Annotated in this window: 24 protein-coding genes and 1 pseudogene; 9 read left to right on the top strand and 16 right to left on the bottom strand. The window is 63.0% G+C overall.

Features of this window, described 5'->3' with window-relative positions; translation table 11 throughout:
- The first annotated feature begins 112 nt into the window (after positions 1 to 112).
- On the top strand, positions 113 to 586 hold the full coding sequence (locus tag J9892_RS10180) for a DUF1097 domain-containing protein (RefSeq protein ID WP_039039614.1): 474 nt from the start codon (positions 113 to 115) through the stop codon (positions 584 to 586).
- An 81-nt stretch (positions 587 to 667) separates the two neighbouring features.
- On the opposite strand, the gene J9892_RS10175 is transcribed toward J9892_RS10180, so the two are convergent.
- The 4 genes from J9892_RS10175 to J9892_RS10160 form a co-directional block, all read right to left on the bottom strand.
- The gene (locus J9892_RS10175) at positions 668 to 1948 is read right to left on the bottom strand and encodes a sigma 54-interacting transcriptional regulator (protein ID WP_010675978.1); all 1281 of its coding nucleotides are present in this window, start codon (positions 1946 to 1948) and stop codon (positions 668 to 670) included.
- A gap of 54 nt (positions 1949 to 2002) precedes the next feature.
- Entirely contained in the window at positions 2003 to 2512 is a 510-nt protein-coding gene (locus J9892_RS10170) for a hypothetical protein (RefSeq protein WP_210538281.1), read from the bottom strand.
- Between the two features lie 105 nt (positions 2513 to 2617).
- Positions 2618 to 4030 carry an ATP-binding protein gene (locus J9892_RS10165; protein ID WP_010675980.1) on the bottom strand — a complete coding sequence of 471 codons (1413 nt, stop codon included), beginning with the start codon at positions 4028 to 4030 and terminating at the stop codon, positions 2618 to 2620.
- A 102-nt stretch (positions 4031 to 4132) separates the two neighbouring features.
- On the bottom strand, positions 4133 to 4225 hold the full coding sequence (locus tag J9892_RS10160) for a YnhF family membrane protein (RefSeq protein WP_152551729.1): 93 nt from the start codon (positions 4223 to 4225) through the stop codon (positions 4133 to 4135).
- A gap of 125 nt (positions 4226 to 4350) precedes the next feature.
- On the opposite strand from J9892_RS10160, the gene folK reads away from it, so the two are divergent.
- Positions 4351 to 4896, top strand: a complete 546-nt coding sequence (gene folK / locus J9892_RS10155) for a 2-amino-4-hydroxy-6-hydroxymethyldihydropteridine diphosphokinase (RefSeq protein WP_043153928.1) — start codon at positions 4351 to 4353, stop codon at positions 4894 to 4896.
- A gap of 58 nt (positions 4897 to 4954) precedes the next feature.
- On the opposite strand, the gene J9892_RS10150 is transcribed toward folK, so the two are convergent.
- Entirely contained in the window at positions 4955 to 5659 is a 705-nt protein-coding gene (locus J9892_RS10150; protein ID WP_043153929.1) for an SDR family oxidoreductase, read from the bottom strand.
- A gap of 159 nt (positions 5660 to 5818) precedes the next feature.
- Between J9892_RS10150 and J9892_RS10145 the strand changes: the two genes are divergently transcribed.
- Together J9892_RS10145 and J9892_RS10140 are read left to right on the top strand one after the other, a co-directional pair.
- Positions 5819 to 6223, top strand: a complete 405-nt coding sequence (locus J9892_RS10145) for a CBS domain-containing protein (RefSeq protein WP_043153930.1) — start codon at positions 5819 to 5821, stop codon at positions 6221 to 6223.
- A gap of 249 nt (positions 6224 to 6472) precedes the next feature.
- Complete coding sequence (locus J9892_RS10140; RefSeq protein WP_043153932.1) at positions 6473 to 7237, top strand: transporter substrate-binding domain-containing protein; 765 nt, start codon at positions 6473 to 6475, stop codon at positions 7235 to 7237.
- 101 nt (positions 7238 to 7338) lie between these two features.
- Here the strand turns inward: J9892_RS10140 and asnC are convergent, their stop codons facing one another.
- The gene (gene asnC, locus J9892_RS10135) at positions 7339 to 7800 is read right to left on the bottom strand and encodes a transcriptional regulator AsnC (protein WP_010675986.1); all 462 of its coding nucleotides are present in this window, start codon (positions 7798 to 7800) and stop codon (positions 7339 to 7341) included.
- A gap of 154 nt (positions 7801 to 7954) precedes the next feature.
- Here asnC and asnA point away from each other — a divergent pair, with 154 nt between their 5' ends.
- Positions 7955 to 8947, top strand: coding sequence for an aspartate--ammonia ligase (asnA, locus tag J9892_RS10130; protein ID WP_103243873.1), 993 nt, complete (start codon positions 7955 to 7957; stop codon positions 8945 to 8947).
- Between the two features lie 228 nt (positions 8948 to 9175).
- Here the strand turns inward: asnA and J9892_RS10125 are convergent, their stop codons facing one another.
- From J9892_RS10125 to rluD, 4 genes are all read right to left on the bottom strand, one after another.
- Complete coding sequence (locus tag J9892_RS10125; protein WP_103243874.1) at positions 9176 to 10000, bottom strand: MBL fold metallo-hydrolase; 825 nt, start codon at positions 9998 to 10000, stop codon at positions 9176 to 9178.
- A 60-nt stretch (positions 10001 to 10060) separates the two neighbouring features.
- Positions 10061 to 12634: an ATP-dependent chaperone ClpB gene (clpB, locus tag J9892_RS10120; RefSeq protein WP_052816170.1), complete on the bottom strand. Its 2574-nt coding sequence runs from the start codon at positions 12632 to 12634 to the stop codon at positions 10061 to 10063.
- 250 nt (positions 12635 to 12884) lie between these two features.
- Positions 12885 to 13622 carry a peptidoglycan editing factor PgeF gene (gene pgeF / locus J9892_RS10115; protein WP_043153937.1) on the bottom strand — a complete coding sequence of 246 codons (738 nt, stop codon included), beginning with the start codon at positions 13620 to 13622 and terminating at the stop codon, positions 12885 to 12887.
- Positions 13623 to 13741: 119 nt separating this feature from the next.
- Positions 13742 to 14722 (bottom strand): 23S rRNA pseudouridine(1911/1915/1917) synthase RluD, encoded by a 981-nt coding sequence (gene rluD, locus J9892_RS10110; protein WP_010675991.1) that lies wholly within the window; start codon positions 14720 to 14722, stop codon positions 13742 to 13744.
- A gap of 116 nt (positions 14723 to 14838) precedes the next feature.
- On the opposite strand from rluD, the gene J9892_RS10105 reads away from it, so the two are divergent.
- The gene (locus J9892_RS10105) at positions 14839 to 15594 is read left to right on the top strand and encodes an outer membrane protein assembly factor BamD (RefSeq protein WP_029314864.1); all 756 of its coding nucleotides are present in this window, start codon (positions 14839 to 14841) and stop codon (positions 15592 to 15594) included.
- A gap of 72 nt (positions 15595 to 15666) precedes the next feature.
- On the opposite strand, the gene J9892_RS10100 is transcribed toward J9892_RS10105, so the two are convergent.
- The 5 genes from J9892_RS10100 to yqhD form a co-directional block, all read right to left on the bottom strand.
- Complete coding sequence (locus J9892_RS10100; RefSeq protein WP_041215805.1) at positions 15667 to 16974, bottom strand: L-serine ammonia-lyase, iron-sulfur-dependent, subunit alpha; 1308 nt, start codon at positions 16972 to 16974, stop codon at positions 15667 to 15669.
- 26 nt (positions 16975 to 17000) lie between these two features.
- Entirely contained in the window at positions 17001 to 17672 is a 672-nt protein-coding gene (locus J9892_RS10095) for a PAS domain-containing protein (RefSeq protein ID WP_043153940.1), read from the bottom strand.
- A gap of 327 nt (positions 17673 to 17999) precedes the next feature.
- A complete protein-coding gene (gene pntB, locus J9892_RS10090) occupies positions 18000 to 19484 on the bottom strand; it encodes a Re/Si-specific NAD(P)(+) transhydrogenase subunit beta (RefSeq protein ID WP_010675995.1) in 1485 nt (494 codons plus the stop codon).
- An 11-nt stretch (positions 19485 to 19495) separates the two neighbouring features.
- Entirely contained in the window at positions 19496 to 21022 is a 1527-nt protein-coding gene (locus J9892_RS10085) for a Re/Si-specific NAD(P)(+) transhydrogenase subunit alpha (protein WP_010675996.1), read from the bottom strand.
- Positions 21023 to 21528: 506 nt separating this feature from the next.
- Complete coding sequence (yqhD, locus tag J9892_RS10080; RefSeq protein ID WP_010675997.1) at positions 21529 to 22689, bottom strand: alcohol dehydrogenase; 1161 nt, start codon at positions 22687 to 22689, stop codon at positions 21529 to 21531.
- Positions 22690 to 22807: 118 nt separating this feature from the next.
- Between yqhD and J9892_RS10075 the strand changes: the two genes are divergently transcribed.
- The 3 genes from J9892_RS10075 to J9892_RS10065 are packed head-to-tail and all read left to right on the top strand — an operon-like array spanning position 22808 to position 24694.
- On the top strand, positions 22808 to 23731 hold the full coding sequence (locus tag J9892_RS10075) for an AraC family transcriptional regulator (protein WP_113978604.1): 924 nt from the start codon (positions 22808 to 22810) through the stop codon (positions 23729 to 23731).
- A gap of 1 nt (position 23732) precedes the next feature.
- Positions 23733 to 24254 carry a lipocalin family protein gene (locus J9892_RS10070; protein WP_039039627.1) on the top strand — a complete coding sequence of 174 codons (522 nt, stop codon included), beginning with the start codon at positions 23733 to 23735 and terminating at the stop codon, positions 24252 to 24254.
- The gene (locus tag J9892_RS10065; RefSeq protein ID WP_042015636.1) at positions 24251 to 24694 is read left to right on the top strand and encodes a GNAT family N-acetyltransferase; all 444 of its coding nucleotides are present in this window, start codon (positions 24251 to 24253) and stop codon (positions 24692 to 24694) included. Before J9892_RS10070 ends, J9892_RS10065 begins: the two co-directional genes overlap by 4 nt.
- 141 nt (positions 24695 to 24835) lie before the next feature.
- On the opposite strand, the pseudogene J9892_RS10060 reads toward J9892_RS10065, so the two are convergent.
- Positions 24836 to 24968 (bottom strand): annotated as a pseudogene (locus tag J9892_RS10060) (IS5/IS1182 family transposase); the annotation flags it as partial.

Here is a 24968-nt window from a genome sequence, read left to right as displayed (position 1 = left end):
CCAGAGTTGCAAAGAGTGATCGGGATCACACACAATCCGGCCCCCGCTTGCTGCCGCTCTACCGCGGAGTAGGCTGCCTCCTTTTCCGGATTCAACCACTGAGAGTCACGCCATGAGCCCACTGTTCGCCATCGCCATCACGACCGGGATCCTCTCCGCCGTCTGGGGTGGACTGGCCGCCGCACTCGGTCTCATCTCCTGGGTCGGCTTCCTCGGCTGCACCAGCTACTTCGCCTCGAGTGGCGGTTACAAGGCGCTGTTGCAGACCCTGCTGTGCAACACCACCGGCATGCTGTGGGCACTCCTGCTGATCCACGGGGAGACCTGGTGGGGGGCCGGCATGGCGGGTTATCTGATGACAGGGGTGGTGGCCACCCTGATGTGCGTGCAGGCCAGGCAGCAGTGGCTCGCCTACATTCCCGGCACCTTCGCCGGTTGCTGTGCCACCTTCGGCGCCGCAGGCGAGTGGCGGCTCATTCTGCCCTCCCTCATCATCGGCGCCCTGTTTGGCTATCTGATGAAGGCGAGCGGCCTCTGGCTCTCCCAGAAGACTCTCTCCACCGACGGTGTCAGCGACCCGGCCTGAGGCTGACAAGGTAACCGATTCGGTCGGAAACCAGGGGGGCGGCCCGTCATCGACGGGCCGCCCCTCTGTCATTTATCCCTTCTATCCCTTCGACTTGAAGTTGGCCGCCTCGATGCCGTGCCGATTCAGCAGCTTGTAGAAGTCGGTGCGGTTTCTCCCCGCCATGTTGGCCGCCAGGGTCACATTGCCTTCCGTGGTGCGCAGCAGCCGGATCAGGTACTCCTTTTCAAACTCGGCCCGCGCCTCGTTGAACGAGGGAATGCCGCCACCGCCGCCACTCAGGGCCGACTCCACCATGGCCGCGCCGATCACCGGGCTGCAGCAGAGGCTCGCGAGCTGCTCCACCACCCCGCAGAGCTGACGTACGTTGCCCGGCCAGGCCGCGGCGGCCAGCAGGGCCAGCGCCTCCGGCGAGAAGCCGAGGGCGGCGCAATCGGGGTGACGGTTGCGGTAATCGTCCAACGCCTGACGGGCCAGCAGGGGGATGTCCTCGCTGCGGGCGCTCAGAGGTGGCAGGGTGATGTTGGCCACGTTGAGGCGGTAGAAGAGATCCTCGCGAAAACGCCCCTCTTCCATGGCGGTCACCAGATCCTGATGGCTGGAGCTGATAACCCGCACCTCGGGGGTGCCCTGACCATACTCCGCCAGCACCTGGAGCAACTTGGCCTGGAGTGACTCCGACAGATCCCCTATCTCGTCGAGGAAGAGGGTGCCGCCTTTGGCCTCGGCAAACAGGCCGGACTGGCCATCCTCGCCGAACAGCTGCAAGTCCAGCGCGGGCCAGGGCAGAGCCGCACAGTTGATGGTATGCAGCGGCTTGTCGCGACGGTGGCTGGCCTGGTGCAGCGCCTGGGTCATCACCCCCTTGCCGGCGCCGGAGGGGCCCAGGATCAGCACGGGCACGTCCATGGTGGCGATGCTGCTCGCCTGGATCAGCAACTGCTCCATCTGCGGGTTGCGGGTCTGGATGAGGGACTGCCACTCCTGCTGCTGCTTCGGACGGGTCAGGCTGAGAGCATGTTCTATGGTGACCAGCAGCTCGTCCTTGTCGATGGGCTTGGTGAGGAAGCTGAACACCCCGGAGCGGGTCGCCTGGATGGCGTCGGGAATGGTGCCGTGGGCGGTCATGATGATCACCGGCATGCCGAGCCACTGGGACTGGATCCGCTCGAACAGCGCCAGCCCGTCCATGCCCCCCATGCGCAGATCGCTCAGCACCAAGTCGGCCCGTTGCTGGCGCAGCCTGTCCAGCGCTCCTTCGGCGCTGTCGGCGGTATCCACCTCGTAACCCTGGCTGCGCAGGCGCATGCTCATCAGCTTGAGCAGGCTGGCATCATCGTCCACCAGCAGAATACGGCTCATGCTCTCACCCCCTCTTGGCGAAAAACGCGGTCATTGCGGCGCGGTCCGGAGCTGTCATGGCTGACCTCCCCCATTGAGCTTACGCTGGTTGAGCTGCTCGTCGATGGCGGAGAGCTGCTCTATCTGCTGGCGCAGACGCTTCACCTCCTGACTCTGATCGTCGCGGCGGCTGTCTCGCACCAGCAGCTCCTCCCCGAGGGCGATCCAGCTGCGCAGGAAGGCCTGGGCATCGAGACCGAGCTCCGGCAACAGAGCCTTCAGCTGATCCAGCCCGGCCCGGCGACTGGCCACCGATTCGGACGGGTGGGTGTTGACCATGGCCAGGCTGACCCGGCTCTCGAGGTCGGTGGCGCCGGCCAGTCGCTGGCGCTCCTGCATCCGCTGCTGGGGATGGCTGGCCAGCAGCCAGTCCAAGTATTGCAGGCGCACCTGCATCTCCTTGTTGGCAAACTCCATCCGCCTGGCGATCGCCTCCTGGGAAGGCTCGGTGAGGCTGGTAGAAGGCAGCAGGGAACAGCCAGCGAGCAGGCCTATCATCAATACGGGAATCACAAATCGTTTCATCTTGAATGTCACTTCAGATCCTGGTGGGGAACAGGCACCTGCCCGCTCCTCTCAATATTCGGTGTCAAGGCGCCACCCGCACCTGCGGGGTCGCCGCCACGCCCGTCAGCTCGGGCGCACGTTCAAATCCAGCCGGAAACAGACATCCGCCTGGGCATCCTCGATCAGCCTGAGCTCGCCGCCCAGACTCATGGCAGACTCCCGGGCAATGGAGAGGCCCATGCCGGAGCCTTTCAGCAATCCCTGGCGCACTATGCTGCCCTGTTCAAAGGGCTCGAAGATGCGCTCCCGCTCGTCTGGCGGGATGACAGGCCCTTCGTTGGCCACCTCCAGCCAGCCGCCGCCCGCTCCCGCCCCGGCGCGGATCCAGATCTGTCCGCCCCTGGCGCCATAGCTGACCGCGTTGGAAAAGAGATTGTCGAGGATGAGTCGCAGGCGGTAGGGCTCTGCCCGTAGGCTGATGGGCTCGGGCGGCAAGTGTACACTGATTTGCTTGGATTCCAGCGCGAGCCGGTACTCTTCGGACAAGTCTGACAACAAGGGCGCCAGGGGCACCTCGGACAGGGTGAACACCTCCTGCTGGCTGAGGCGATTGAAGTCGAGCAGCCGCTCGATCAGGGTCTGCAGACGGCGGCTGTTCTCCTCCAGCATCTGGCAGATCTCCTGCTGATCCCCGTTGAGGGGCCCCACCAGCTGCTCCGAGAGCAGATCAGCCCCCTCCCGCAGCACGGCAAGGGGGGTTTTCAGCTCGTGGGATACGTGGCGCAGGAACTGGTATTTCTGCTGTTCCAACTCCTTGAGCTTGTCGTGCAGCCAGCTGATCCGCTCCCCCAGCAGCACCAGTTCGGCCGGGCCATCCACCGGACGCTGATCCGGCTCGACGCCTGCGCCCAAACTCAGGATCCGCGACTCAATCTGACGTACCGGGTGGATGATGAGGTAGGTAAAGAGCAACACCAGCAGCAGGCTGAGCCCGGCCACGAAGCCGCTGACCCACCAGATCTGCTGTTTCAGCTCCACGATGGCGCCCCGCATGCGGGTCACGTGATCATCCACCTGGCTGCGGGTGACCACCTCCAGTTGCTGGTTCAGTTCGTTGAAATCGGTGAAACGGGGGCTGGTCGCCTCCTGCCTGGCCTTGCGCAGATCCTGCAGGCCATCGAGCCAGACCAGCGTCGCCTCGAGATCTCCGTAGACCTCGGCATCCGGAATGGAGTCCTGATGAGTCGCGAGCAGTTCCCGGTAGCGCACCAGCTGCTGCCGATAACTGGCCAGGATGCGGTCATCACCCAGGACCGCATAGCGGCGCAGGGTGCGCTCCAGATCGATGGCCTGGGTGGAGAGCAGCGTCGCCCGGCGAGTGTCCCGCACCGCACGTTCCATCTCGTCGCTGGTGAGCTGGCCCAGGTGGGAGAGAGCCTGACTGTCGTGCCAGATCATGCCCCCCAGGGGCATCAGCACCAGCACGAAGCCCATCAGTACTACCTGGAGCAGGGAGCGGGGCCGAACCTTGGTCATCTTCTGCGGTCTCGATTCGTCATGGGGGAGCCAGCATATCCGCACTGCCCCAAAAAGCAAAACCGGCCATAAAGCCGGTTTGATTGCTCACCGAGGCCGGATTCACGCCAGGCCGACGGACGCCACACAGATGACAATGATCATGGCAAGGGCCCCTGACGCGGTCAACAGTGCCCATTTCATTTCTACGCTCATGCAAACCTCCTTTCTGCCAATCAGCGTTGGATCACAACAGATAACGACATGTTAATTCATAGTGAATCCCATAACCGTGAGCTGCGTATATATTTCAGACGAGCCCAACCCAAGGAATGGAAAGCATGTTTTACCTCTGTAGCATTGGATCCAATCTCGACCCCGCCCTGCACGTCAGTCAGGCCGTCGCCGAATTGCTGGCCCGCTTTGGTCGCCTTCACCTGAGTTCCGTCATCCAGACCAAGCCTGTGGGCATGCATTCGCGCCACGACTTCCTCAACTGCCTGTTCGTCGTCCAGAGCGACCTCTCTCCCGCCCAGCTCAAGGCCGAGTTTGTCACCATGGAGCTGGCCCATGGCCGGGATCGCAGCAACCCCCTGTGCAAGGTGGCGGACAGGCCACTGGACATCGACATACTGGCCTGCGGCGAACGGGATGACTTCGCCGAGGCCGGGGTGGATGCCTACCTGGGGGATCTGCTGGCGGAGATGTATCAGGGCGGCAGTGTGGACTCCGGCAAGGTGACCCTCGGCCTGCCGGGCAGCAAGGTGTTTGCGAAGCAGCGCATCGGCCAGGCCCCCATCCATCTCTGCCAGCAAGACGAGGCCCTGCTTCCCGGCAACGGCCACCCCGGCCCCCCTTCCCGGCACGCCGCCATCCGGCACCCTTGAGCCATTCACACGCATGAGGCGCCCAAAGGCGCCTCATGTCATGGCGGCCCGCCTTGCCCTAGATGACGGCGAGGGCGCGCCCCCCGTCCACCCGGATGCTGGCCCCGGTCATGTAGTCGTTCTTCATCAGCATCTGTACCGCCTGCCAGATGGGCTCCAGACCCCCTTCCCGCGCCAGCGGCGTCTTCGCCAGCACCTGCTGGCGCCAGTCATCCCCGTGCTCGTCGAGAAACAGGATGGGGCCAGGCTCTATGGTGTTGACCCGCACGGCGGGTGCCAGTTCGCGGGCAAAGCTCATGGCCAGGGAATGGGCTCCCGCCTTGGTGGCCACGTAGGCGGCAAACTGGGGCGCCGGGGCATGGATGTAGATATCGGTGATGTGGATGATGCCCCCGTTGGGCTGGCGAGCAAGGGCGGGGGCCAGCGCCCGGTTGAGCTGGAAGGGAGTCGCCATGTGTACCCGGTAGAACTGATCAAACTGGGCCAGCTGCACCGCAGGATCCGCCGCCTGGGGCTCGAAGGCGGAGGCATTGTGGATGATCAGGGCAAGATCCTCATGGGCCGCCAGCGCCGTCACCACGGCGCCCACCTCCTCTTCCCGGGTGAAGTCCGCCTTTACCAGCTCGACGCCCACGTCTCGCAGACGATCCAGCTCGGGCCGTTCGCTGCGATAGCTGCCCGTCACCTGCCAGCCAGCGGCCACCAGCTGCTCGCACAGATAGAATCCCAGGCGACGGCCACAGCCCGTTACCAATGCACGCATACCCTCTCCTTGTGGTTGTCGCCCTCCCCGATCCATGCTGGATCGCACGGAGGACCCATTCATCGGCCATGACCTATCGATGTCCGAGGCAAAACCCATTGGCCCCCTGTCACGGCCACCGGGCATAGTGGCCCCATCGACCCCCATGGAGCCACCATCATGCTACAAATTCGCGATCATATGCAGCCATTGACCCACTCACTGCACCCCAGCCTCGGTCTGGCCGAGGCGCTGGACAGACTCCATCGGGCAAACCTGGGGGGCCTGCCGGTACTGGATGACCATCAGCACCTCGTCGGATTTCTCTCCGAGCAGGATTGCATTCCCGCCCTGCTCACGGGCAGCTATCACTGCGACACCCGTACTCTGGTCGAAGATCTGATGAGCCGGACCCCGCTGTTCGTCTCTCCTGATGACAACATCGTGGATCTCGCCCGCCAGATGGCCGGGGCCAGACCCAAGGTCTATCCAGTGATGGAGGGAGGCAAGGTGACAGGCATCATCAGCCGTCGTCAGGTGATGCAGGCCCTCAACACCCAGATGAAACAGTGTCAGGCAACCTGAGGCAGGCAACCTCGCACACGTTTCATGCCGGCCACCCTCCCGTCCACAGCCGGCGAGTGGCTGGTCCACCCCGCCCGACTCTGCCACGGGGCGGCCTGTCGAGGCAGCGCCGCCCTCCTCCCACCGGCACCGTTCGTTTGTCCCCTCCCCATTTCAGGGTTTGCCATCCGTGGTCGTCTCTAGTTAGATAGGTATCGGTCACAGTCCCTGCCGGATGCGACCCCGTCCCCAATGCTCAGGAAATGTAACATGCGACGCTTGCTCGTATTCTGCTTTCTGCTGCCCTGCTGGCTGTCAGCTAGGGAGTTGGTCATTGGTGGCATCCAGGAGCCCCCTCTCAAGTGGCTGGATGCACAAGGACACCCTCGCGGGCTGGATGTGGATCTCGTCACCGCCATCTTCGGCACGCTCCATACCCCCATCAGGATTGAGCTCATCGATTCGGGAGCCAGGCTCACCCGCAATGCCGAAAGCGGCTTCTATGATCTGCTGCTGGCCCACTCCTACAAACCGGAGCGGGAGGCCTATCTGCTCTACCCCAAACAGGCCCATATGCTCCATAGCTGGCACTTCTTCATACGCAAGGAGTCCGCAGGCCTGATCCACTATGACCATCTGACGGATCTCAAACCCTGGCGTATCGGTGTCACCCGGGATTTCTCCTATACCCCCGAGCTCGCGGCAGCCATGACAGACCCGAGCTATCACTTCCAGGAGATCCCCATCAACCAGCTGCAACTGCGAAAACTCATTGCCGGTCGTATCGACGTGGTGCCCATGTCCCTGGTCACCGCCTTCACCCAGATAAGAGAGGAGGGACTGGAAGGCAAGCTCGACTACCTGCCAAAACCCCTCAAGACCAGCCCCTACTTCAATGCCTGGACCCGTTCCCGGGCCGATGCCGACACCCCGGCCCTGATGGCCGCCTATGATGCCGAACTGCTGCACATGAAGCGGGACGGCCGGCTCAAGGCCCTCTACGACAAATACGGCATCCCCTATATCGAACCCTGATCCACCGTTCAGGGTGTCATCACCCGCAGGGTCGAATTCTGCTGCGCGAACAGGGTCTCGCACGGGAGAGGGATCTCTACGCCCCCCTCAGACCACCCGACTCAGGGCTTCACATCCCGCAGGATCGGGTTTTGCAGCGAAATCAGCGTCTCGGTGGACTGGATCTCGTCGATGGTCTGGATCTTGTGGATCAGTACCGTCTGCAACTCGTCGATGGAGCGGGTCATCACCTTCATGAAGATGCTGTAGTGGCCCGTGGTGTAGTAGGCCTCCACCACCTCGTCCAGCGCCTGCAGTTTGGCCAGGGCCGACGGGTAATCCTTGGCGCTCTTGAGGTTGATCCCGATGAAGCAGCAGACGTCGTAGCCCAGCTTCTTGGGGTTCACCTGCACCCGCGTTCCCTCGATGATGCCCGCCTGCTTCATCTTCTCTACCCGCACGTGGATGGTGCCCGGGCTCACCAGCAGTTGTTTGGCCAGCTCGGCGTAAGGCAGGCGCGCATTCTCCATCAGGGCGGTGAGGATGGCCTGATCGAGATTATCGATCCGATAATTTTCTGACACTTTTTTGCACTCCTTTTAATGATTCATCATTAATTGATGGCTTATTTTGAAGAAAAAAACACACAAAGCCTATTTCAATTATCGAATATTGAATTTAGTTGGCATTCTGTTGAAGAATCACCGCATTCAACGGATTCACGACAGGTAATTCAGCATGAAACAGCACTACATCCGCAGCCAACAGCAGATCAGCTTCGTCAAAGAGATGTTCTCCCGCCAACTCGCACTGCAACTCGGCCTGATGGAGGTACAAGCCCCCATTCTGAGCCGGGTCGGTGACGGCACCCAGGACAACCTCTCCGGCTGCGAGCATGCAGTGCAGGTCAAGGTGAAAACCCTGCCGGAGCACAGCTATGAGGTGGTCCACTCCCTGGCCAAGTGGAAGCGCCAGACCCTGGGTCGCTTCGGTTTCGGCCCGGGTGAAGGCATCTACACCCACATGAAGGCACTGCGTCCGGACGAGGATCGTCTCAGCCCCATTCACTCCGTCTACGTCGACCAGTGGGACTGGGAGAAGGTGATGCCGGGCGAGCGCCGGGATCTGGCCTATCTGCAGGAGACGGTGCGCAGCATCTGGGCCGCCATCAAGGCCACCGAGCGCGCGGTCTGTGCCGAGCACGACCTGACCCCCTTCCTGCCGGCGGATATCCAGTTCCTGCACAGTGAAGAGCTGCTGACCCGCTACCCGGACCTCGATGCCAAGGGACGCGAGCGCGCCATCGCCAAAGAGCTGGGAGCGGTCTTCCTCATCGGTATCGGTGGCGCCCTCTCCCACGGCGAACGCCACGACGTGCGAGCCCCGGACTACGACGACTGGAGCAGCGAGAGCGAGCTGGGGCTGGCGGGTCTGAACGGTGACATCCTGGTGTGGAACCCGGTGCTGGAAGACAGCTTCGAGATCTCCTCCATGGGGATCCGGGTGGACGCAGAGGCGCTGCGCCGCCAGCTCGCCATCACCGGGGACGAGGATCGCCTGCAATATGACTGGCATCAGGATCTGCTGGCAGCACGCATGCCGCAAACCATCGGCGGCGGCATCGGCCAATCCCGTCTGGCCATGCTGCTGCTGCAAAAAGAGCACATCGGTCAGGTCCAGGTCGGCGTCTGGCCATCTGAAATGAAGGCTGCCATCCCAGGCATGCTGTAACGAATTGATTTGATTGCATCTGTCCTCCTATCGCGGCAACACGGCGCGGGACAGACGCGATAGCGAAGCTGGTCAGCCGGGGTGGAGAGCGTATCCCGACTGACTGTAAGGCGGGCATGGTCGCTGACTGTGCCTGCCGACCCTGGGGCTTGCCCCTGCGATCCGCTCAACCCACGTCAGATCGCATCGAATACATTCCTCCCGGCAATCTTCGGATTGCCGTTTTTTTTACGCCGAAAAACTGTGCTCAAAACCCGCCCCGATCTGGTGCTGGCGCGGCAACCCCGCCTTTCTGCTGCCGGTGCAGTGGCAGGCAAACAGCTTCTCTACCGCCTCCTCCTGCAGATAAGTGCCGAGCGCCACCGCCCGCTGCGGGCCGGAAAACTTCAGATGCAGGCCGCCGATGACGGCGTGGATCCGCTCATCGCCACACACCTCCTTGGCCCGCGCGATGATGTTCTCGGCCCCGGCGTGACCACAGCCGATGAAGACTATCAGACCCTGCTCGCTCTTGTAGACCAGCGCCGAATCATCGCTGATAAGGTCTTTCTCCACTCGCCCGCCCCGCACCATGTAACCAAGCAAGGAGGGTTTGGCCTGCTCCCGTCGCAGTATGGATCCCAGGAACACCAGCCGCTCGGACAGCCAGACCGGCTCAGCTGAACAGTGAGGGAGCAGCCCTCTCGTCGCCAGTTGTCGCGGATCCAGGTCGCCCGAGAGGCGGTAGAGGTTGTAGCGTCGGGGCAGCAACGGCAGGAAGTAGCCCCGCTCATTGAACACATCCGGACAAGCGATCAATGGAATGGGATCGGAATAGACGGGCAGGGAGCCGATGCCTCCTACATGGTCGTAATGACCGTGAGAGAGCACCACATGGGTGAGAGAGGCGAGATCGATCCCCATCACGACGGCGTTGTGGCACAGCGCCCGGCCACGGCCGCTGTCGAACAGCACCTTGAGTCCATCGCACTCCAACAGTAACGACAGTCCCTTTTCAGGCAAGCAGCCGGGTAGATGAACATCATCATCCACCAAAACGGAAAACGTCAGCATCTCAATCACCCTGAAAACAAAACGCAGGCACGAGGCCTGCGTTTTTCATCGACAATCCCATTACTGGGTCATGGTGAGGCCGTTGCTGTCGGCCCCCAGCCGCAGTGTCTTGCCCGGGATGACCCGACCGCTGAGCAGGGCCTGGGCCAGCGGGTTCTCCACCTTCTGCTGGATCGCCCGCTTGAGGGGGCGCGCCCCGTAGACGGGATCGAACCCGGCGTGGACCAGCTTGGTCAGCAGCTCCTCGCTCACCTCCACCTCGAAGCCCTGGGACTCCAGACGGCTCATCAGGCTCTTGAGCTGGATGCGGGCGATGGACTTGATGTGCTCCTCACCGAGCGGGTGGAACACCACGGTCTCGTCGATCCGGTTGATGAACTCCGGCCGGAAGCTGCGGGTCAGCACCTCCATCAGCATGGCCTTCATCTCGTCGTAATCCTTCTCGGAGTGGTGCTCCTGGATGAGATCAGACCCGAGGTTGGAGGTCATGATCACCACGGTGTTGCGGAAGTCCACGGTACGCCCCTGACCGTCGGTCAGGCGGCCATCGTCCAGCACCTGCAACAGGATGTTGAACACGTCCGGGTGGGCCTTCTCCACCTCGTCCAGTAGGATCACCGAGTAGGGGCGACGGCGCACCGCCTCGGTGAGATACCCCCCTTCCTCGTAACCCACGTATCCCGGAGGCGCCCCCACCAGACGGGCCACGCTGTGTTTCTCCATGAACTCGGACATGTCGATCCGCACCATGGCGTCCTGGGTATCGAACAGGAACTCCGCCAGCGCCTTGCACAGCTCGGTCTTGCCCACCCCGGTGGGGCCGAGGAAGAGGAAGGAGCCGATGGGGCGGTTCGGGTCGGACAGCCCGGCACGAGAGCGGCGAATGGCGTTGGAGACGGCGTCCACCGCCTCTTCCTGGCCGATCACCCGGCTGTGCAGCTGATCCTCCATCCGCAGCAACTTCTCCCGTTCCCCTTCCAGCATGCGGGCCACCGGAATGCCGGTCCAGCGGGCCAGGACGTCGGCGATCTCCACGTCGGTGACCCGGTTGCGCAGCAGGCTGGTCTCCTGCATCTCGGCCTGGGTGGCGAGATCCAGCTGTTTCTCCAGCTCCGGGATGCGGCCGTACTGCAGCTCGGACATGCGGCCCAAGTCCCCTGCGCGGCGCGCCACCTCGAGATCCTGACGGGCCTGCTCCAGTGCCGCCTTGATGTGCTGGGTCCCGGCGAGGGCAGCCTTCTCGGCCTTCCACACCTCTTCCAGCTCGTTGTATTCCCGCTCTTTTTCCGTCAGTTCCTGATTGAGCAGATCGAGGCGCTTGCGGCTGGCGTCATCGTCCTCCTTCATCAGCGCCTGCTGCTCCAGCTTGAGCTGGATGATGCGCCGCTCGAGCCGGTCCAGGGATTCCGGCTTGGAGTCGATCTGGAGCCGGATGCTGGCCGCCGCCTCGTCGATGAGGTCGATGGCCTTGTCAGGCAGCTGGCGATCCGCGATGTAGCGGTGGGATAGCTGGGCCGCCGCGACGATGGCGGGGTCGGTGATCTGCACATGGTGGTGCAGCTCGTAGCGCTCCTTCAGGCCACGCAGGATGGCGATGGTGTCCTCCACCGAGGGCTCCTCCACCAGCACCTTCTGGAAACGGCGCTCCAGGGCGGCATCCTTCTCCACGTACTGCCTGTACTCATCGAGGGTGGTGGCCCCGACGCAGTGCAGCTCGCCGCGGGCCAGGGCGGGCTTGAGCATGTTGCCCGCATCCATGGCACCCTCGCCCTTGCCGGCGCCGACCATGGTGTGCAGCTCGTCCACGAAGAGGATGACGTTGCCCTCCTCCTTGGCCAGATCGTTCAGAACCGCCTTGAGCCGCTCCTCGAACTCGCCGCGATACTTGGCTCCGGCCACCAGGGCCCCCATGTCGAGCGACAGCACCCGCTTGTTCTTGAGCCCTTCCGGCACTTCGCCATTGATGATGCGCTGGGCCAGACCCTCGACGATGGCGGTCTTGCCGACGCCGGGGGCACCGATCAGGACCGGGTTGTTCTTGGTGCGGCGTTGCAGCACCTGGATGGTGCGGCGAATTTCGTCATCCCGGCCGATCACCGGGTCGAGCTTGCCGAGTTCGGCCCGCTCGGTGAGATCGATGGTGTACTTCTCCAGCGCCTGGCGATTCTCCTCGGCGTTGGCATCCTCCACCTTCTTGCCGCCACGGACCTTGTCGATGGCTGCCTCGAGTTTTTCCTTGGTCAGCCCCTGGGCACGCAGCAGCTCGCCCAGCGTCCCCTTCTCGTCCAGGGCCGCCAGCACGAACAGCTCGGACGAGATGAACTGATCCTTGCGCTGCTGGGCCAGCTTGTCGCAGACGTTGAGCAGTCGCCCGAGGCCGTTGGAGAGCTGTACGTCCCCTTCCACCCCGCTGACGCGGGGCAGGCGATCCAGCTCCTCGCCGAGGCGCGAGCGCAGGGTATTGATGTCGAGCCCGGTCAGGGTGAGCAGCGGGCGAATGGATCCGCCGTCCTGATTGAGCAAGGCGCTCATCAGATGGACGGGTTCGATGAATTGGTGGTCACGACCCAGTGCAAGAGACTGGGCATCGGAAATGGCAATCTGGAATTTGCTGGTCAGGCGATCGAGGCGCATTGCACTCCCCCTTCAAGACAGACGCCGCATGCGCGGCAACAACATCGCTTTCTGACAAGGAAGATGTGGTCTTGAAGGGCAATTTCAAGGGGTGGCTGTTTATTTTTTCCTCAATAGCGGTGACCGAGGGAAAACGACCTCGCAATGGCAGCCTGCACCCTGAGCCTGCTCGGCAGCAAGACATGGCCGCCAAAGGGCCATCACCAGGGAGTGAAGAGGCGCTTGCGGCCACTCGCGAGCGCCTCTTCGGCTATTTTTCCAGCCACACAAGGGAGGCCATGCGACCCGTCTGCCCGTCGCGGCGATAGGAGTAGAAGCGCTCGCTGTCGCTGAAGGTGCAGTATTCGCCGCCATAGATGGCGGTGACGCCGGCGCGGGCGAGGCGCAGTCGGGCCAGCTGGTAGATATCCGCCAGCCATTTCCCTTCGTTGAGGGATGGCACGAACGCAGCCGCCGCTTCCGCCTGCTCCGCCATGAAGGCCTCACGCACCTCGCCACCCACTTCGAACGCAGCGGGACCGATGGCCGGGCCCAGCCAGGCCAGGATCTCGCCAGGCTCGCAGCCCATGGCGGCGATGCTTGCCTCCAATACGCCCCCCTGCAGTCCGCGCCAGCCGGCATGGGCCGCCGCCACTACGGTGCCTGCCCGATCGCAGAACAGCACCGGCAGGCAGTCGGCAGTCATCACGATGCAGGCCTGCCCCGCCTCACGGGCACAGGCGGCATCGGCATCCGGTACGCGCTCATAACGGTCGCTCACCGGATGGACGGCGATGCCATGTACCTGGTTGAGCCAGTTGAGAGTGCCGGGGATCCCCGCCACCTGCTGCAGTCGGGCGCGGTTGGCCTCGACCCTGGCCGGTGCATCGCCCACATGGGCCCCGAGGTTCAGACCAGCAAAGACCCCTTCGCTGATGCCGCCGTCCCGGGTGGTCGAGAGAGCCCTGACATTGCCCGGTGCGGGCCAGTCGGGTGCGATCCAGTTCATCTGTGGCTCCTTTCGTTCATATGAAAACGGGGCCCCTTGGCTGCAACCAGTCAAGGGGCCCCGCATCAGATCATGGAGGGCAGGTTACGGCAGGAATCGTCGCAAGGCCGCCCCCGGGATCAGTTCCAGACCAGATCGTCCGGATTGGCCAGGGTATCCGCCCGCAGCACTTCCATCAGCGCCACCATGTCCTGCGGCGTGGGGGAGTGCCACTCCATCACTTCACCCGTGATGGGGTGCGCCAGCTTCAGCATGGTGGCGTGCAGCGCCTGACGGTGGAAACCTCGCAGGGCCTCGGTCAGTTCGGGGGTGGCGTTGCGCAGCAGACGCAGACGACCGCCGTAGGCGGGATCCCCCACCAGCGGATGCTTGATGTGGGCCATGTGGACACGGATCTGGTGCGTACGGCCGGTCTCCAGCCGCAACCGCAGACGGGTGTGACCACGGAACTTCTCGTGCACCCGGTAGTGGGTGACGGACTCGCGCCCGTTGGGCACTACGGCCATGTGGGTACGCTGGGTCGGGTGACGACCGATGGGGGCATCGACGGTGCCGCCGGCGGTCATGTGACCGATGGCAATCGCCTCGTACTCACGGGTGATCTGGCGTGCCTGCAGGGCTTCCACCAGGTGGGTCTGGGCGGGAATGGTCTTGGCCACCACCATCAGCCCCGTGGTGTCTTTGTCCAGACGGTGCACGATACCGGCGCGGGGGACCTCGGCGATGCCGGGGTAGCGGTGCAGCAGGGCGTTGAGCACGGTGCCGTCCGGCGTACCGGCGCCCGGATGAACCACCAGGCCGGCCGGCTTGTCGATCACCAGGATGTGTTCATCTTCATAGACGATGTTCAGCTCGATGTTCTGGGCATCCCAGCGGGTGTCGTCTGCCAGTTCCACATTCACATGTACCTGCTGCCCGGCCACCACTTTCTCGCGCGGGGTATTGGCAACCTGACCGTCCAGGGTCACTCTGTCCTGTAAAATCCACTCCTTGATGCGGGTCCGGGAGTAGTCGGGAAACAATTCGGCCAGGGCCTGGTCGAGTCGTTGCCCGAATTGGTGATCCTGAAATTCGCCTGTCAGTTCAATATGCTGGCTCATGTATGGTCTCTTGAGCGGGGGTATCAATTCGAAATAATCCGGGTATTCTAGCTTTTCTTTTAGCCAAGCATAACGGATACTTTGCCAATTTCGTGGAAATGGACCGGATGTTGTTGATGGGAAAGAAGTCTCACCTGCTGATGTCGCTCGCCTTGGTCGCTACCCTGATCACTGGCTGTTCCAGCACCAAACCCAAGGTTCCCGACGAACCGCCGGAAGTTCTGTACCAGAAAGCCCGCATCAAACTGGATACCGGCAACTACCTCAATGCCATCGAACTGCTGGAAGCGCTGGACTCTCGTTACCCGTTCGGTGCCTACTCCAACCAGGTTCAGCTCGATCTCATCTATGCCTACTACAAGCAGGATGATACCGCCCAGGCGATCGCCAACATCGACCGTTTCATCCGCCTGAACCCGGCGCACAAGAACATCGATTACGTCTTCTATATGCGCGGCCTGACCAACATGGCGGCGGATTACAACTTCTTCCAGGATTTCCTCGGCATCAATCGGGATGACAAGGACCCCTCCTACGCCCGTCAGGCCTTCCAGGACTTCAAGACCCTGCTGCAGAACTACCCCAACAGCAGCTATGCAGCCGATGCCCGTGCCCGCATGATCGGCCTGAAGAACCGTCTTGCCCGCTATGACCTGGGGGTAGCCGAGTACTACGTCAAGCGTGACGCCCTGATCGCCGCCGCCAACCGCGCCAAGCTGATCGTCGAGACCTATCCTGACACGATGGAAACCGAGAAGGCGCTGGAGATCATGGTCAACGCCTATGACACCCTGAAGATGCCGACCCTGGCCCAGCATGCCCGAGAAGTGCTGGCCAAAAACTACCCGGACAACCGTCTCGGTCGCGGCTGAGTAGCGAACGGACAATGAAAAACCGGAGCCACTGGCTCCGGTTTTTTTATGGCCGACGGCGGCACTCCGGGGTCACTGGTGCTTACCCTGCTGCTTGGCCCGCATGATGTTGATGATCTCGATGTCGGTATCCAGCATCCCCTCCCTGGAGAGGCGACCCAGGTTGGCGATGGTCTGGTCCACATCGTCCGAGACGATCCCCTCGCTCTGGGGCACGCGCAGATTGTTGATGGCCATCAGCGAGGATTTCACCGCCGCCGAGGTTGAGGTGGAGACCTTCATGGAGCAGGCGCTGCCGGCGCCGTCGCAGATGATGCCGGAAACATCCCCAATCATGTTGTTGATGCAGTGGCTGATCTGCTCGAACTGGCCCCCCAGCAGCCAGGTGATGGCGGCCCCCGATCCCATGGCGGCAGTGCTGGCTGCACACAGGGCGGAGAGTTTGTTCTGGTAAGCCTTGATGTAGATGGCCACCAGGTGGCTCATCACCAGGGCACGGGCCAGCTGCTCGTCATCGGCCTTGAGGAAGCGGGCGGCGGCGACCACCGGCATGGTGGCGGCAATGCCCTGGTTGCCGGAACCGGAGTTGGACATGGCGGGCAGCATGGCGCCATCCATCCGCGCATCGGAGGCGGCAGACGACAGGCGCATGGCCAGGGTCATCAGATCGTCGGAAAGCAGCTTGCGTTCCACCTGGTCGGTGAGGATCTTGCCGATGCGCAGGCCATAGCCCTGCAGCCCTTCGTCCGCCAGCGCCTGGTTCATGGTGGCCGCCTCGCGGATGAAGTCGATCTCGGCCAGCGGCACCTCCAGGGCGAAGGCCACGATCTCCTTCAGGGTCATGGCGGGCTTGTCGGCCTTGGCTGGCTGGATCTGCACCCCGGGGGCGCTGTCCTGCACCATCAGCACCTCGCCATCCTTCTCCATCAGCACGATGCGGGTGTGGTCGGTACAGATCACCACCCGGGCGCTGTGCCCCTCCACTTCGGCCAGCACCTCGGCGTAGAGCACGTCGGGCACATCCTTCACATCCACCTCTATGGTGGGCAGCAGCCCCTTGGCCGCCTCGACCTGATCCGGCGTGAGGCTCTTGAGCACCTCCAGCCCGGCATCCGGGTTGCCACCGGTGATGCCGACGGCGGCGGCCACCGGCAGGCCGATCATGCCGGTGCCGGGCACCCCGACCCCCATGCCGTTCTTGAACAGATTGCCGCTGACCCAGACGCGGGTGCGGGTCGGTACCTGGCCCAGCAGCTTGCGGCAGTTGGCCGCCGCCAGGGCGACCGACATGGGCTCGGTGCAGCCGAGGGCCGGCACCACTTCACGCTTGAGCAGGGTAATAAAGTCGGTCCATTGTGCGTTCATTGCGATGTGTCTCATGTTCATGGCGCCCGCGTGCGGGCTCGTCATTGTTGTTCGGCCAGTTCCGCCTTGTGATTGCGGATATGCAGGTAAACGGTATGGCGGGAGATACCGAGCAGTTCGGCCACCAGTTGGGCGGCATCCTTGATCTCGAAGATGCCCATGTCGTAGAGCCGGTGCACGATCGCCTTGTTGCGAACGTTGCTGCCCAGCCCGGGATCCCTGTCCACCTTGGCGATCACCTGCGCCACCAGATCATCCACCGAGCTGGCGAAGGTTTCGGTGCCGTGGGCAGGGGGCACTGCGGGCGGGGCAAAGGTGTCGAGCAGGCTGCCAAGGGGCGTGTCCAGACTGAAATTCACGCACAGCATACCGATGGGTTTGCCCTCGCGGTTGCTGATGGTGATGGACGAGGACTTCAGCAGGGAGCCCTCCCGGGTGCGGGAGAAATAGCTGCTCCACTGGCTGCCGGCGGCACTGTGCAACTTGTCGAGCGCAAAATCGGTGACCGGCGCTCCCTCCTGGCGGCCGGTGATGTGGCCGTTGGCAATCTTGATGACGGAGGCGTGCAGGCTGTCAAAGGCGTGCAGCACCACCTCGCAGCCCGGGCCAAACAGGGCGGACAGCGCCGCCACCGCAGGCTCAAAGCTGGCAATCAGATGGCGCTCTTCATCGGTCAGTGTGCTGGCGTCGCGCAAGGGAGCTACCTCGGTCATGGGGTCATCCGGTCAACGTTGGGCAAGGATAATCAAAGCGGACTCAAATAAAATTGAGCAAATCCGCTTTTTGCGCGGGCATTATGCCCGACTGGTGAGACAACACCACAAAATGTGAGCAAAATCACGACGAAAATGACAAAAAGGCCCCATGAGAGGCCTTTAAGGTGGTTTTTTGGTGCTTTGGCTCAACTTTAATTGAGCCAGGGCTCGTCAGTCAGTCCGGACAGGCAGGCACCACCGTCTGTCTGTTCCCTGCCACGGTCATCCACTCTGGTCATAAAAAAAGGGGGCCGAAGCCCCCTTTTTGTCTCATCCGGTCAACGCTTACAGCGCCTTCAGGATGGCCTCGACGCTGGCCTTGGCATCGCCAAACAGCATCTGGGTGTTCTCCTTGAAGAACAGCGGGTTCTGGACACCGGCGTAGCCAGTGTTCATGGAGCGCTTGAAGCCGATGACGTTCTGCGCCTTCCACACTTCCAGCACCGGCATGCCGGCGATGGGGCTGCCCGGATCTTCCATGGCGGCCGGGTTGACGGTGTCGTTGGCACCGATCACCAGCACCACGTCGGTGTCGGCGAAGTCATCGTTGATCTCGTCCATTTCCAGCACGATGTCATAGGGGACTTTCGCTTCCGCCAGCAGCACGTTCATGTGACCAGGCAGACGACCGGCCACCGGGTGGATGCCGAAGCGCACCTTGACGCCACGATCACGCAGCTTCTGGGTGATCTCGGCCACCGGGTACTGGGCCTGCGCCACCGCCATGCCGTAGCCTGGGGTGATGATGACGGAGCTGGCGTTCTTCAGCATGTCGGCCACGTCTTCGGCGTTGGTCTCGCGGTATTCGCCCAGCTCCTGCTCGGCGGTGGAGGCCACGCCGTCGGAGCCAAAGCCACCGGCGATCACGGAGATGAAGGAGCGGTTCATCGCCTTGCACATGATGTAGGAAAGGATGGCACCGGAGGAACCCACCAGGGCACCGGTGACGATCAGCAGGTCATTGGAGAGCATGAAGCCCGCCGCCGCCGCCGCCCAACCGGAGTAGGAGTTCAGCATGGAGACCACCACCGGCATGTCCGCACCGCCGATGGAGGCGACCAGGTGCCAGCCGAAGGCGAAGGCGATCAGGGTCATTACCAGCAGGGCGAAGGTGGAGCCACCGGCGTTGACGAAGTGGATCATCAGCGCGATGGAGACCACCACGGCCAGCAGGTTCAGCTTGTGGCGGTGCGGCAGCATCAGCGGCTTGGAAGAGATGAGGCCACGCAGCTTGCCGAACGCCACCACGGAACCGGTGAAGGTCACGGCACCGATGAAGACGCCCAGGAACACTTCCACCAGGTGGATGTTCAGCATGGCGCCGGAGAGGTGCTCGACCTGGGCGACGCTGGCCGCCTGCTCGAATGCCGCCCGGGCAGCTGCCAGGGTCGCATCCAGGTTGGAACCGACGGAGACCACCACTTCAGCGGGGGCGGAGGGGTGCAGATCGATGAAGCTGTTGAAGCCCACCAGCACCGCTGCCATGCCCACGAAGCTGTGCAGCACGGCCACCAGCTCGGGCATCTCGGTCATCTCGACCTTGAGGGCCAGACGCACGCCGATGGCGCCACCGATGGCCATGGCCAGGATGATCCAGTGAACGCCACTGGTTTCCGGGTTGAAGACGGTGGCGAGCAGGGCGATGGCCATCCCCGCGATACCGAACAGGTTGCCATGCTTGGCCGTTTCTTGCTTCGACAGTCCCGCGAGACTGAGGATGAAGAGCACGGCGGCAACGATATAGGATGCTGTTACCAGTCCTTGAGACACGTTAAACCCCCTTAATCCTTACGGAACATCTTCAGCATGCGCTGAGTGACGGTGAAGCCACCGAAGATGTTGATACTGGCAATCAGCACGGCGACAAAGGCCAGCACGGTGACCAGGGTCGACCCTTGTCCAATCTGCAACAGCGCACCGACCACGATGATGCCGGAGATGGCATTGGTGACCGACATCAGCGGCGTGTGCAGGGCGTGAGAGACGTTCCACACCACGTAGTAACCGACCACGCAGGCCAGGATGAAGACGGTGAAGTGGGAGAGGAAGGCGGCAGGCGCTACGGCGGCCACCCAACCGAAGGCGGCGATGCCGAGGGCACCGAACACGAACTTCTTGTTGGAGGGCTTGGCCTCTTCCTTCTTGGCGGCCGGTTTGGCGGCAGCGGGTTTCTGCGGGGCGGCAGAGACGGAGATGGCGGGGGGCGGGAAGGTCACTTCACCGGCCTGGACCACCGTCATGTTGCGCTGCACCACGTCTTCGAAGTCGATGGCGACGTTGCCGTCCTTCTCCTTGCACATCAGCTTCATCAGGTTCACCAGGTTGGTGCCGTAGAGCTGGGAGGATTGGGCAGGCAGGCGGCCCGGCAGATCGGTGTAACCGATCACCTTGACGCCGTTGTCGGTGACATGCAGTTCACCCGGTACCGTGTATTCGCAGTTGCCGCCGGCCTGGGCCGCCATGTCCACGATGACGGAGCCCGGCTTCATGCTGTCCACCATTTCCTTGGTGATCAGCTTGGGTGCCGGCTTGCCCGGGATCAGGGCGGTAGTGATGATGATGTCCACTTCCTTGGCCTGCTGGGCGAACAGCTCCATCTCGGCCTTGATGAACTCTTCGCTCATCACCTTGGCGTAACCGTCGCTGGAAGCGCCATCTTCGCCGCCGAAGTCCAGCTTGAGGAATTCCCCACCCATGGACTCGATCTGCTCGGCCACTTCCAGACGGGTATCGAAGGCACGCACGATGGCACCGAGGGAACCGGCGGTCCCGATGGCGGCCAGACCGGCCACACCGGCACCGATGACCAGCACCTTGGCGGGCGGAACTTTACCGGCGGCGGTGATCTGGCCGGTGAAGAAGCGACCGAACTGGTGCGCGGCTTCCACGACGGCGCGATAGCCACCGATGTTGGCCATGGAAGAGAGGGCGTCGAGGGACTGGGCACGGGAGATCCGCGGCACCATGTCCATCGCCATCACATTGATGTTGCGCTCGGAAAGCTTCTTGACCAGCTCGGGGTTCTGGGCGGGCCAGATGAAGCTCACCAGGGTGGCACCATCCTTAATTTGTGCGATTTCGGCCTCGGTCGGCGCGTTGACCTTGAAGACAAGGTCGGCTTGCCAGACGTTCGGTACCACGCTGGCACCGGCAGCCTCGAAGGCGGCATCATCGAAGCTGGCTCGCAGGCCGGCACCGGCCTCGATGGCAACCTCGAAGCCGAGCTTTTTCAGCTGCTCGACAGTGGCCGGGGTCGCTGCGACCCGGGTCTCACCGGCGAGACTCTCTCTCGGTATTCCAATCTGCATGACTATTCCCTGATGGTTAATAAACAATCATCGCCAAGTCTCTCATGTCTGAGGGGACAAGGCATGATCAAAGTGCAGGTCACGGGCCCTTTGTTATGAAAATCAGCAGGCTTCACCTCGACCTCCTGTCACGGTCAGGCCCCCGCTTTTCAGGCGCGAGGGTGATTAGTATCAAATTTTGGAGTTTTATTACAACCACGGCCCCGGGCGGGCGGGTACAGAATTCAGCCCATCCCGGACCATGATTAAAAAAAACAAACCAAATTAGGGGCTTATACCAGCAAAAAGCGCTAAAAAAAGTGATCCAACCAGTCAAAAAAAATGTTTAACCCGGCCTCTACCTTAGCGTTTTTTGTTCTTACGAAATCTGCCGTTGGCTCATCTGATGAGATGAAAAGGGAAAAAGTAACCATTTTGCAACGATCAGGGGGCCGCGTCCCCGCCTGCTGGCGGGCTCGGGCCCCCTGGTGCAACCGGGCCTTGGGCCCGGTTCAGGCGTGCTCTGCTTACCAGGCCGCCTCATAAATATGCCGGCTCTGGGCCAGGTCGATGTCGCCGTGCTCACCCAGGGCGGTCATGCCGTGCTCTTCGAGCTTGGCCAGCAGGGCGTCGATCCGGGCGTCGGCCACGTAATCCCGCAGCCGGGTCTTGATCCCCATCCGCTCGAAGAAGTCGCGGGTGGCGGCGATGGCACCGTCGATACGCGCCTCGTCACTGCCGCTGCGCAGATCCCAGACCCGCTCGGCGTATTGCAGCAGCTTGGCGCGCTTCTGCTCGCGCTTGGCCTGCAGCAGGGCGGGCAGCACCACCGCCAGGGTCTGGGCGTGGTCCAGACCGTGCAGGGCGGTGATCTCATGACCCAGCATGTGGGTGGCCCAGTCCTGGGGCACACCGGCTCCGATCAGGCCGTTCAGCGCCAGGGTGGCGCTCCACATGATGTTGGCACGCACGTCGTAGTTTTCCGGCTCCACCAGCGCCTTGGGCCCCTCTTCCGCCAGGGTCAGCAGCAGCCCTTCTGCGAAGCGATCCTGCACCTTGGCATCCACCGGGTAGGTGAGGTACTGCTCCAGGGTGTGGATGAAGGCATCCACTACCCCATTGGCCACCTGACGGGCGGGCAGGGTGTAGGTGAGCACGGGGTCGAGCACGGCGAAGCGCGGCATCACGAAGGGCGAGAAGAAGTGCTGCTTGTCCCCAGTGCTCTTGCGGGTGATGACGGCGCCCATGTTCATCTCGGAACCGGTGGCCGGCAGGGTCAGCACGCTGCCCAGAGGAATGGCGGAGGCCACCTCGCCCCCGACGGTCTCGAGGATGTGCCAGGGATCCCTGGCCGGATCGTAGTGAGCGGCCGCGGCGATGAACTTGGAGCCGTCCAGCACGGAGCCGCCACCCACTGCCAGCAGGAAGTCGATCTTCTCGGCGCGGGCCAGTTCGACGGCACCCATCAGGGTCTCGTAGGTGGGGTTGGGCTCGATGCCGCCAAATTCAAACAGGGTCAGGCCGGCCAGCTCGCTGCGGATCTGGTCCAGCAGGCCGCTGCGCACCACGCTGCCACCGCCGTAGGTGACGAGGATACGGGCGTCGCTGGGGATCTGGCCGCGCAGCTGGGCCACCTGGCCCTTGCCGAACAGCACCTTGGTGGGGGTGTGCAGGATGAAGTTGTTCATGGGATCTCCCGGGGTGGTCGTAGTCGGTAAGGTATGGGTTGCATTTTTCTCTTATAACCACCTACCATCAAGGGAACTTTCTGCCGATTTCTTGCCTATTTCTACTGAGCCTAGATAAATGAGTACAAATCAGCCCATCGCGGCGACCCACCAGTCCGCCCTCGCCAGCCGACTCGCCGCCCTGGCCCCCCACCCGGGGATCACCGCCGCCCCCGTGCCCGGCGTGCACCTCATCTACACCACGGAGCATCACGACCGCATCCCGGTGCTCTACCGCCCGCGCATGATCATCATCCTGCAGGGGCACAAGGTGGGCTATCTCTCGGACTTCACCTTCCGCTACGACCCCGAGCACTACCTGATGATGACCCTGCCGCTGCCCTGCGAGTGCGAGTGCTTCGCCTCCCCCGAATCCCCCCTGGTGGGGCTCTCGGTGGAGATCGACGTGGCGGCGCTGCAGGCCCTGCTGCTGGAGATGGGGGACGCGGCCCCCGCCCCGGCGGAGCAGGGTCGCGGCGTGGTCTCAGTGCCCCTCTCCGAGACCATGCTCTGCGCGGTGGAGCGCCTCATCGACGTGATGGACAAACCGCTCCACGCCCGGGTGCTGGGGCCCCAGACCGTTCGCGAGATCCTGTTCCACGCCCTGCACGAAGGGGGGGCCCCCGCCCTGCTGGCCATGGCCAGCCGTCACAGCCAGGTGAGCCAGATAGCCCGGGTGCTGCGTATCATGGAGCAGCGCTTTACCGAGAACCTGACGGTGGAGGAGCTGGCCCGGGAGGCAAACATGAGCATCTCGGCCTTCCACCACCACTTCAAGGCGGCCACCGCCACCTCGCCCCTGCAGTACATCAAGACCCTGCGCCTGCACCGGGCGCGGCTGATGATGCTGCACGACGGCCTCAAGGCCGGGGTGGCGGCGGACAAGGTAGGCTACGAGAGCTGCTCCCAGTTCAGCCGCGAATACAAACGCTTCTTTGGCAACACCCCGAGCGAACACGCGGCACGCTTCCGCTCGGGACAACTGCGTATCGTGGAGGGATGACATGCGCACACTGATCCTGCTCGTTCTGACCCTGCTGGCCACCGCCTGCACCGGCATTCCGCCGGGGCACCAGGTGGTCAAGCCCTTCCAGCTCGACCGCTACCTGGGCACCTGGTACGAGGTGGCCCGCCTCGATCACGGTTTCGAGCGCGGCCTGAACCGGGTCACCGCCACCTACAGCCTGCGGGATGACGGCGGTGTCAGGGTGATCAACCGGGGGCAGGACGAACAGGGGGAATGGCGCGAGGCCGAGGGGCGCGCCTACTTCGTGGGCGACAGCGACGAGGGGCGCCTCAAGGTGAGCTTCTTCGGCCCCTTCTACGGCAGCTACAACGTACTGGCGACGGACTATGACCTCTCTCTGGTGAGCAGTTACAACCTCCAGTACCTCTGGATCCTCTCCCGCACGCCCCATCCCCCCAAAGAGAAGGTAGAGGCCCTGGTCGAGCGAGCCCGGGGGCTCGGCTTTGCCACCGACCGGCTGATCTGGGTCAGCCAGGATCCGGCGGGGAACGCCCCATGAGGATCTTCCAGGCCACCCCCGGGGACATTCCCCGGGTCACCCCCCTGTTCGTGGAATACCGGGCGTTCTACCGGCTGCCTGCCCGGCCCGAGGCCGCCGAAGCCTTCCTGCTGGAGCGCTGCACCGCCGGGGAGTCGGTGCTCTTCGTGGCCCAGAGCGAGGCGGGAGAGGTGCTGGGATTTGCCCACCTCTATCCCCTGTTCTGCTCCCTCGCCCTGAAGCCCATCTGGCTGCTGTACGATCTGTTCGTGGCGCCGGCGGCCCGCCAGCAGGGGGTGGCCCAGGCGCTGCTGGCGCGGGCCGATCGCCACGGCCAGGAGACGGGCGCCGCCTTCCTGATGCTGAGCACCGCCACCGACAACCGGCAGGCTCAGGCCCTCTACGAAGGGCACGGCTACCAGCGGGACAACGAGTTCTACAGCTACATCAAGCCCCTCTGAGCCCCTGGCCTGGCCGATTGCCGGGCCAGGACCCGGCATTATTCAGCGGGTGCGTGGCGAAATAATATCCATACACAGGATGAATAAAGGCGACCCCGGGGTCGCCTTTGTCACATCCGGGTCGCAGCCTAGGCTGTGTTCTCAAAATGCTGGTTTTCTGTCCACACATAACTCGCGCAAGTAGCGAAGGCAGAAAGCCAGTTTGATAAAGGCTGCAAAACTCTTGGCTAGCTTTTCATATCTCGTTGAAAACCGGCGAAACTTCTTCAACCAA

Origin of the sequence: Aeromonas sp. Prich7-2 (assembly GCF_017939255.1) — a bacterium.
Classification (GTDB): domain Bacteria; phylum Pseudomonadota; class Gammaproteobacteria; order Enterobacterales; family Aeromonadaceae; genus Aeromonas; species Aeromonas caviae.
This window is presented reverse-complemented; position numbering and strand designations above follow the sequence as displayed.

Coding starts and splice junctions, on each gene's coding strand:
- clpB (WP_052816170.1), bottom strand. CDS start 12,634: ATGCGCCTCGATCGCCTGACCAGCAAATTCCAGATTGCCATTTCCGAT.
- J9892_RS10085 (WP_010675996.1), bottom strand. CDS start 21,022: ATGCAGATTGGAATACCGAGAGAGAGTCTCGCCGGTGAGACCCGGGTC.
- J9892_RS10150 (WP_043153929.1), bottom strand. CDS start 5,659: ATGCGTGCATTGGTAACGGGCTGTGGCCGTCGCCTGGGATTCTATCTG.
- J9892_RS10170 (WP_210538281.1), bottom strand. CDS start 2,512: ATGAAACGATTTGTGATTCCCGTATTGATGATAGGCCTGCTCGCTGGC.
- rluD (WP_010675991.1), bottom strand. CDS start 14,722: ATGAGCCAGCATATTGAACTGACAGGCGAATTTCAGGATCACCAATTC.
- J9892_RS10175 (WP_010675978.1), bottom strand. CDS start 1,948: ATGAGCCGTATTCTGCTGGTGGACGATGATGCCAGCCTGCTCAAGCTG.
- J9892_RS10145 (WP_043153930.1), top strand. CDS start 5,819: ATGCTACAAATTCGCGATCATATGCAGCCATTGACCCACTCACTGCAC.
- pgeF (WP_043153937.1), bottom strand. CDS start 13,622: ATGAACTGGATCGCACCCGACTGGCCCGCACCGGGCAATGTCAGGGCT.
- J9892_RS10160 (WP_152551729.1), bottom strand. CDS start 4,225: ATGAGCGTAGAAATGAAATGGGCACTGTTGACCGCGTCAGGGGCCCTT.
- J9892_RS10165 (WP_010675980.1), bottom strand. CDS start 4,030: ATGACCAAGGTTCGGCCCCGCTCCCTGCTCCAGGTAGTACTGATGGGC.
- asnA (WP_103243873.1), top strand. CDS start 7,955: ATGAAACAGCACTACATCCGCAGCCAACAGCAGATCAGCTTCGTCAAA.
- J9892_RS10140 (WP_043153932.1), top strand. CDS start 6,473: ATGCGACGCTTGCTCGTATTCTGCTTTCTGCTGCCCTGCTGGCTGTCA.
- folK (WP_043153928.1), top strand. CDS start 4,351: ATGTTTTACCTCTGTAGCATTGGATCCAATCTCGACCCCGCCCTGCAC.
- J9892_RS10075 (WP_113978604.1), top strand. CDS start 22,808: ATGAGTACAAATCAGCCCATCGCGGCGACCCACCAGTCCGCCCTCGCC.
- J9892_RS10095 (WP_043153940.1), bottom strand. CDS start 17,672: ATGACCGAGGTAGCTCCCTTGCGCGACGCCAGCACACTGACCGATGAA.
- J9892_RS10125 (WP_103243874.1), bottom strand. CDS start 10,000: ATGCTGACGTTTTCCGTTTTGGTGGATGATGATGTTCATCTACCCGGC.
- J9892_RS10100 (WP_041215805.1), bottom strand. CDS start 16,974: ATGAGACACATCGCAATGAACGCACAATGGACCGACTTTATTACCCTG.
- yqhD (WP_010675997.1), bottom strand. CDS start 22,689: ATGAACAACTTCATCCTGCACACCCCCACCAAGGTGCTGTTCGGCAAG.
- J9892_RS10180 (WP_039039614.1), top strand. CDS start 113: ATGAGCCCACTGTTCGCCATCGCCATCACGACCGGGATCCTCTCCGCC.
- J9892_RS10105 (WP_029314864.1), top strand. CDS start 14,839: ATGGGAAAGAAGTCTCACCTGCTGATGTCGCTCGCCTTGGTCGCTACC.
- J9892_RS10070 (WP_039039627.1), top strand. CDS start 23,733: ATGCGCACACTGATCCTGCTCGTTCTGACCCTGCTGGCCACCGCCTGC.
- J9892_RS10065 (WP_042015636.1), top strand. CDS start 24,251: ATGAGGATCTTCCAGGCCACCCCCGGGGACATTCCCCGGGTCACCCCC.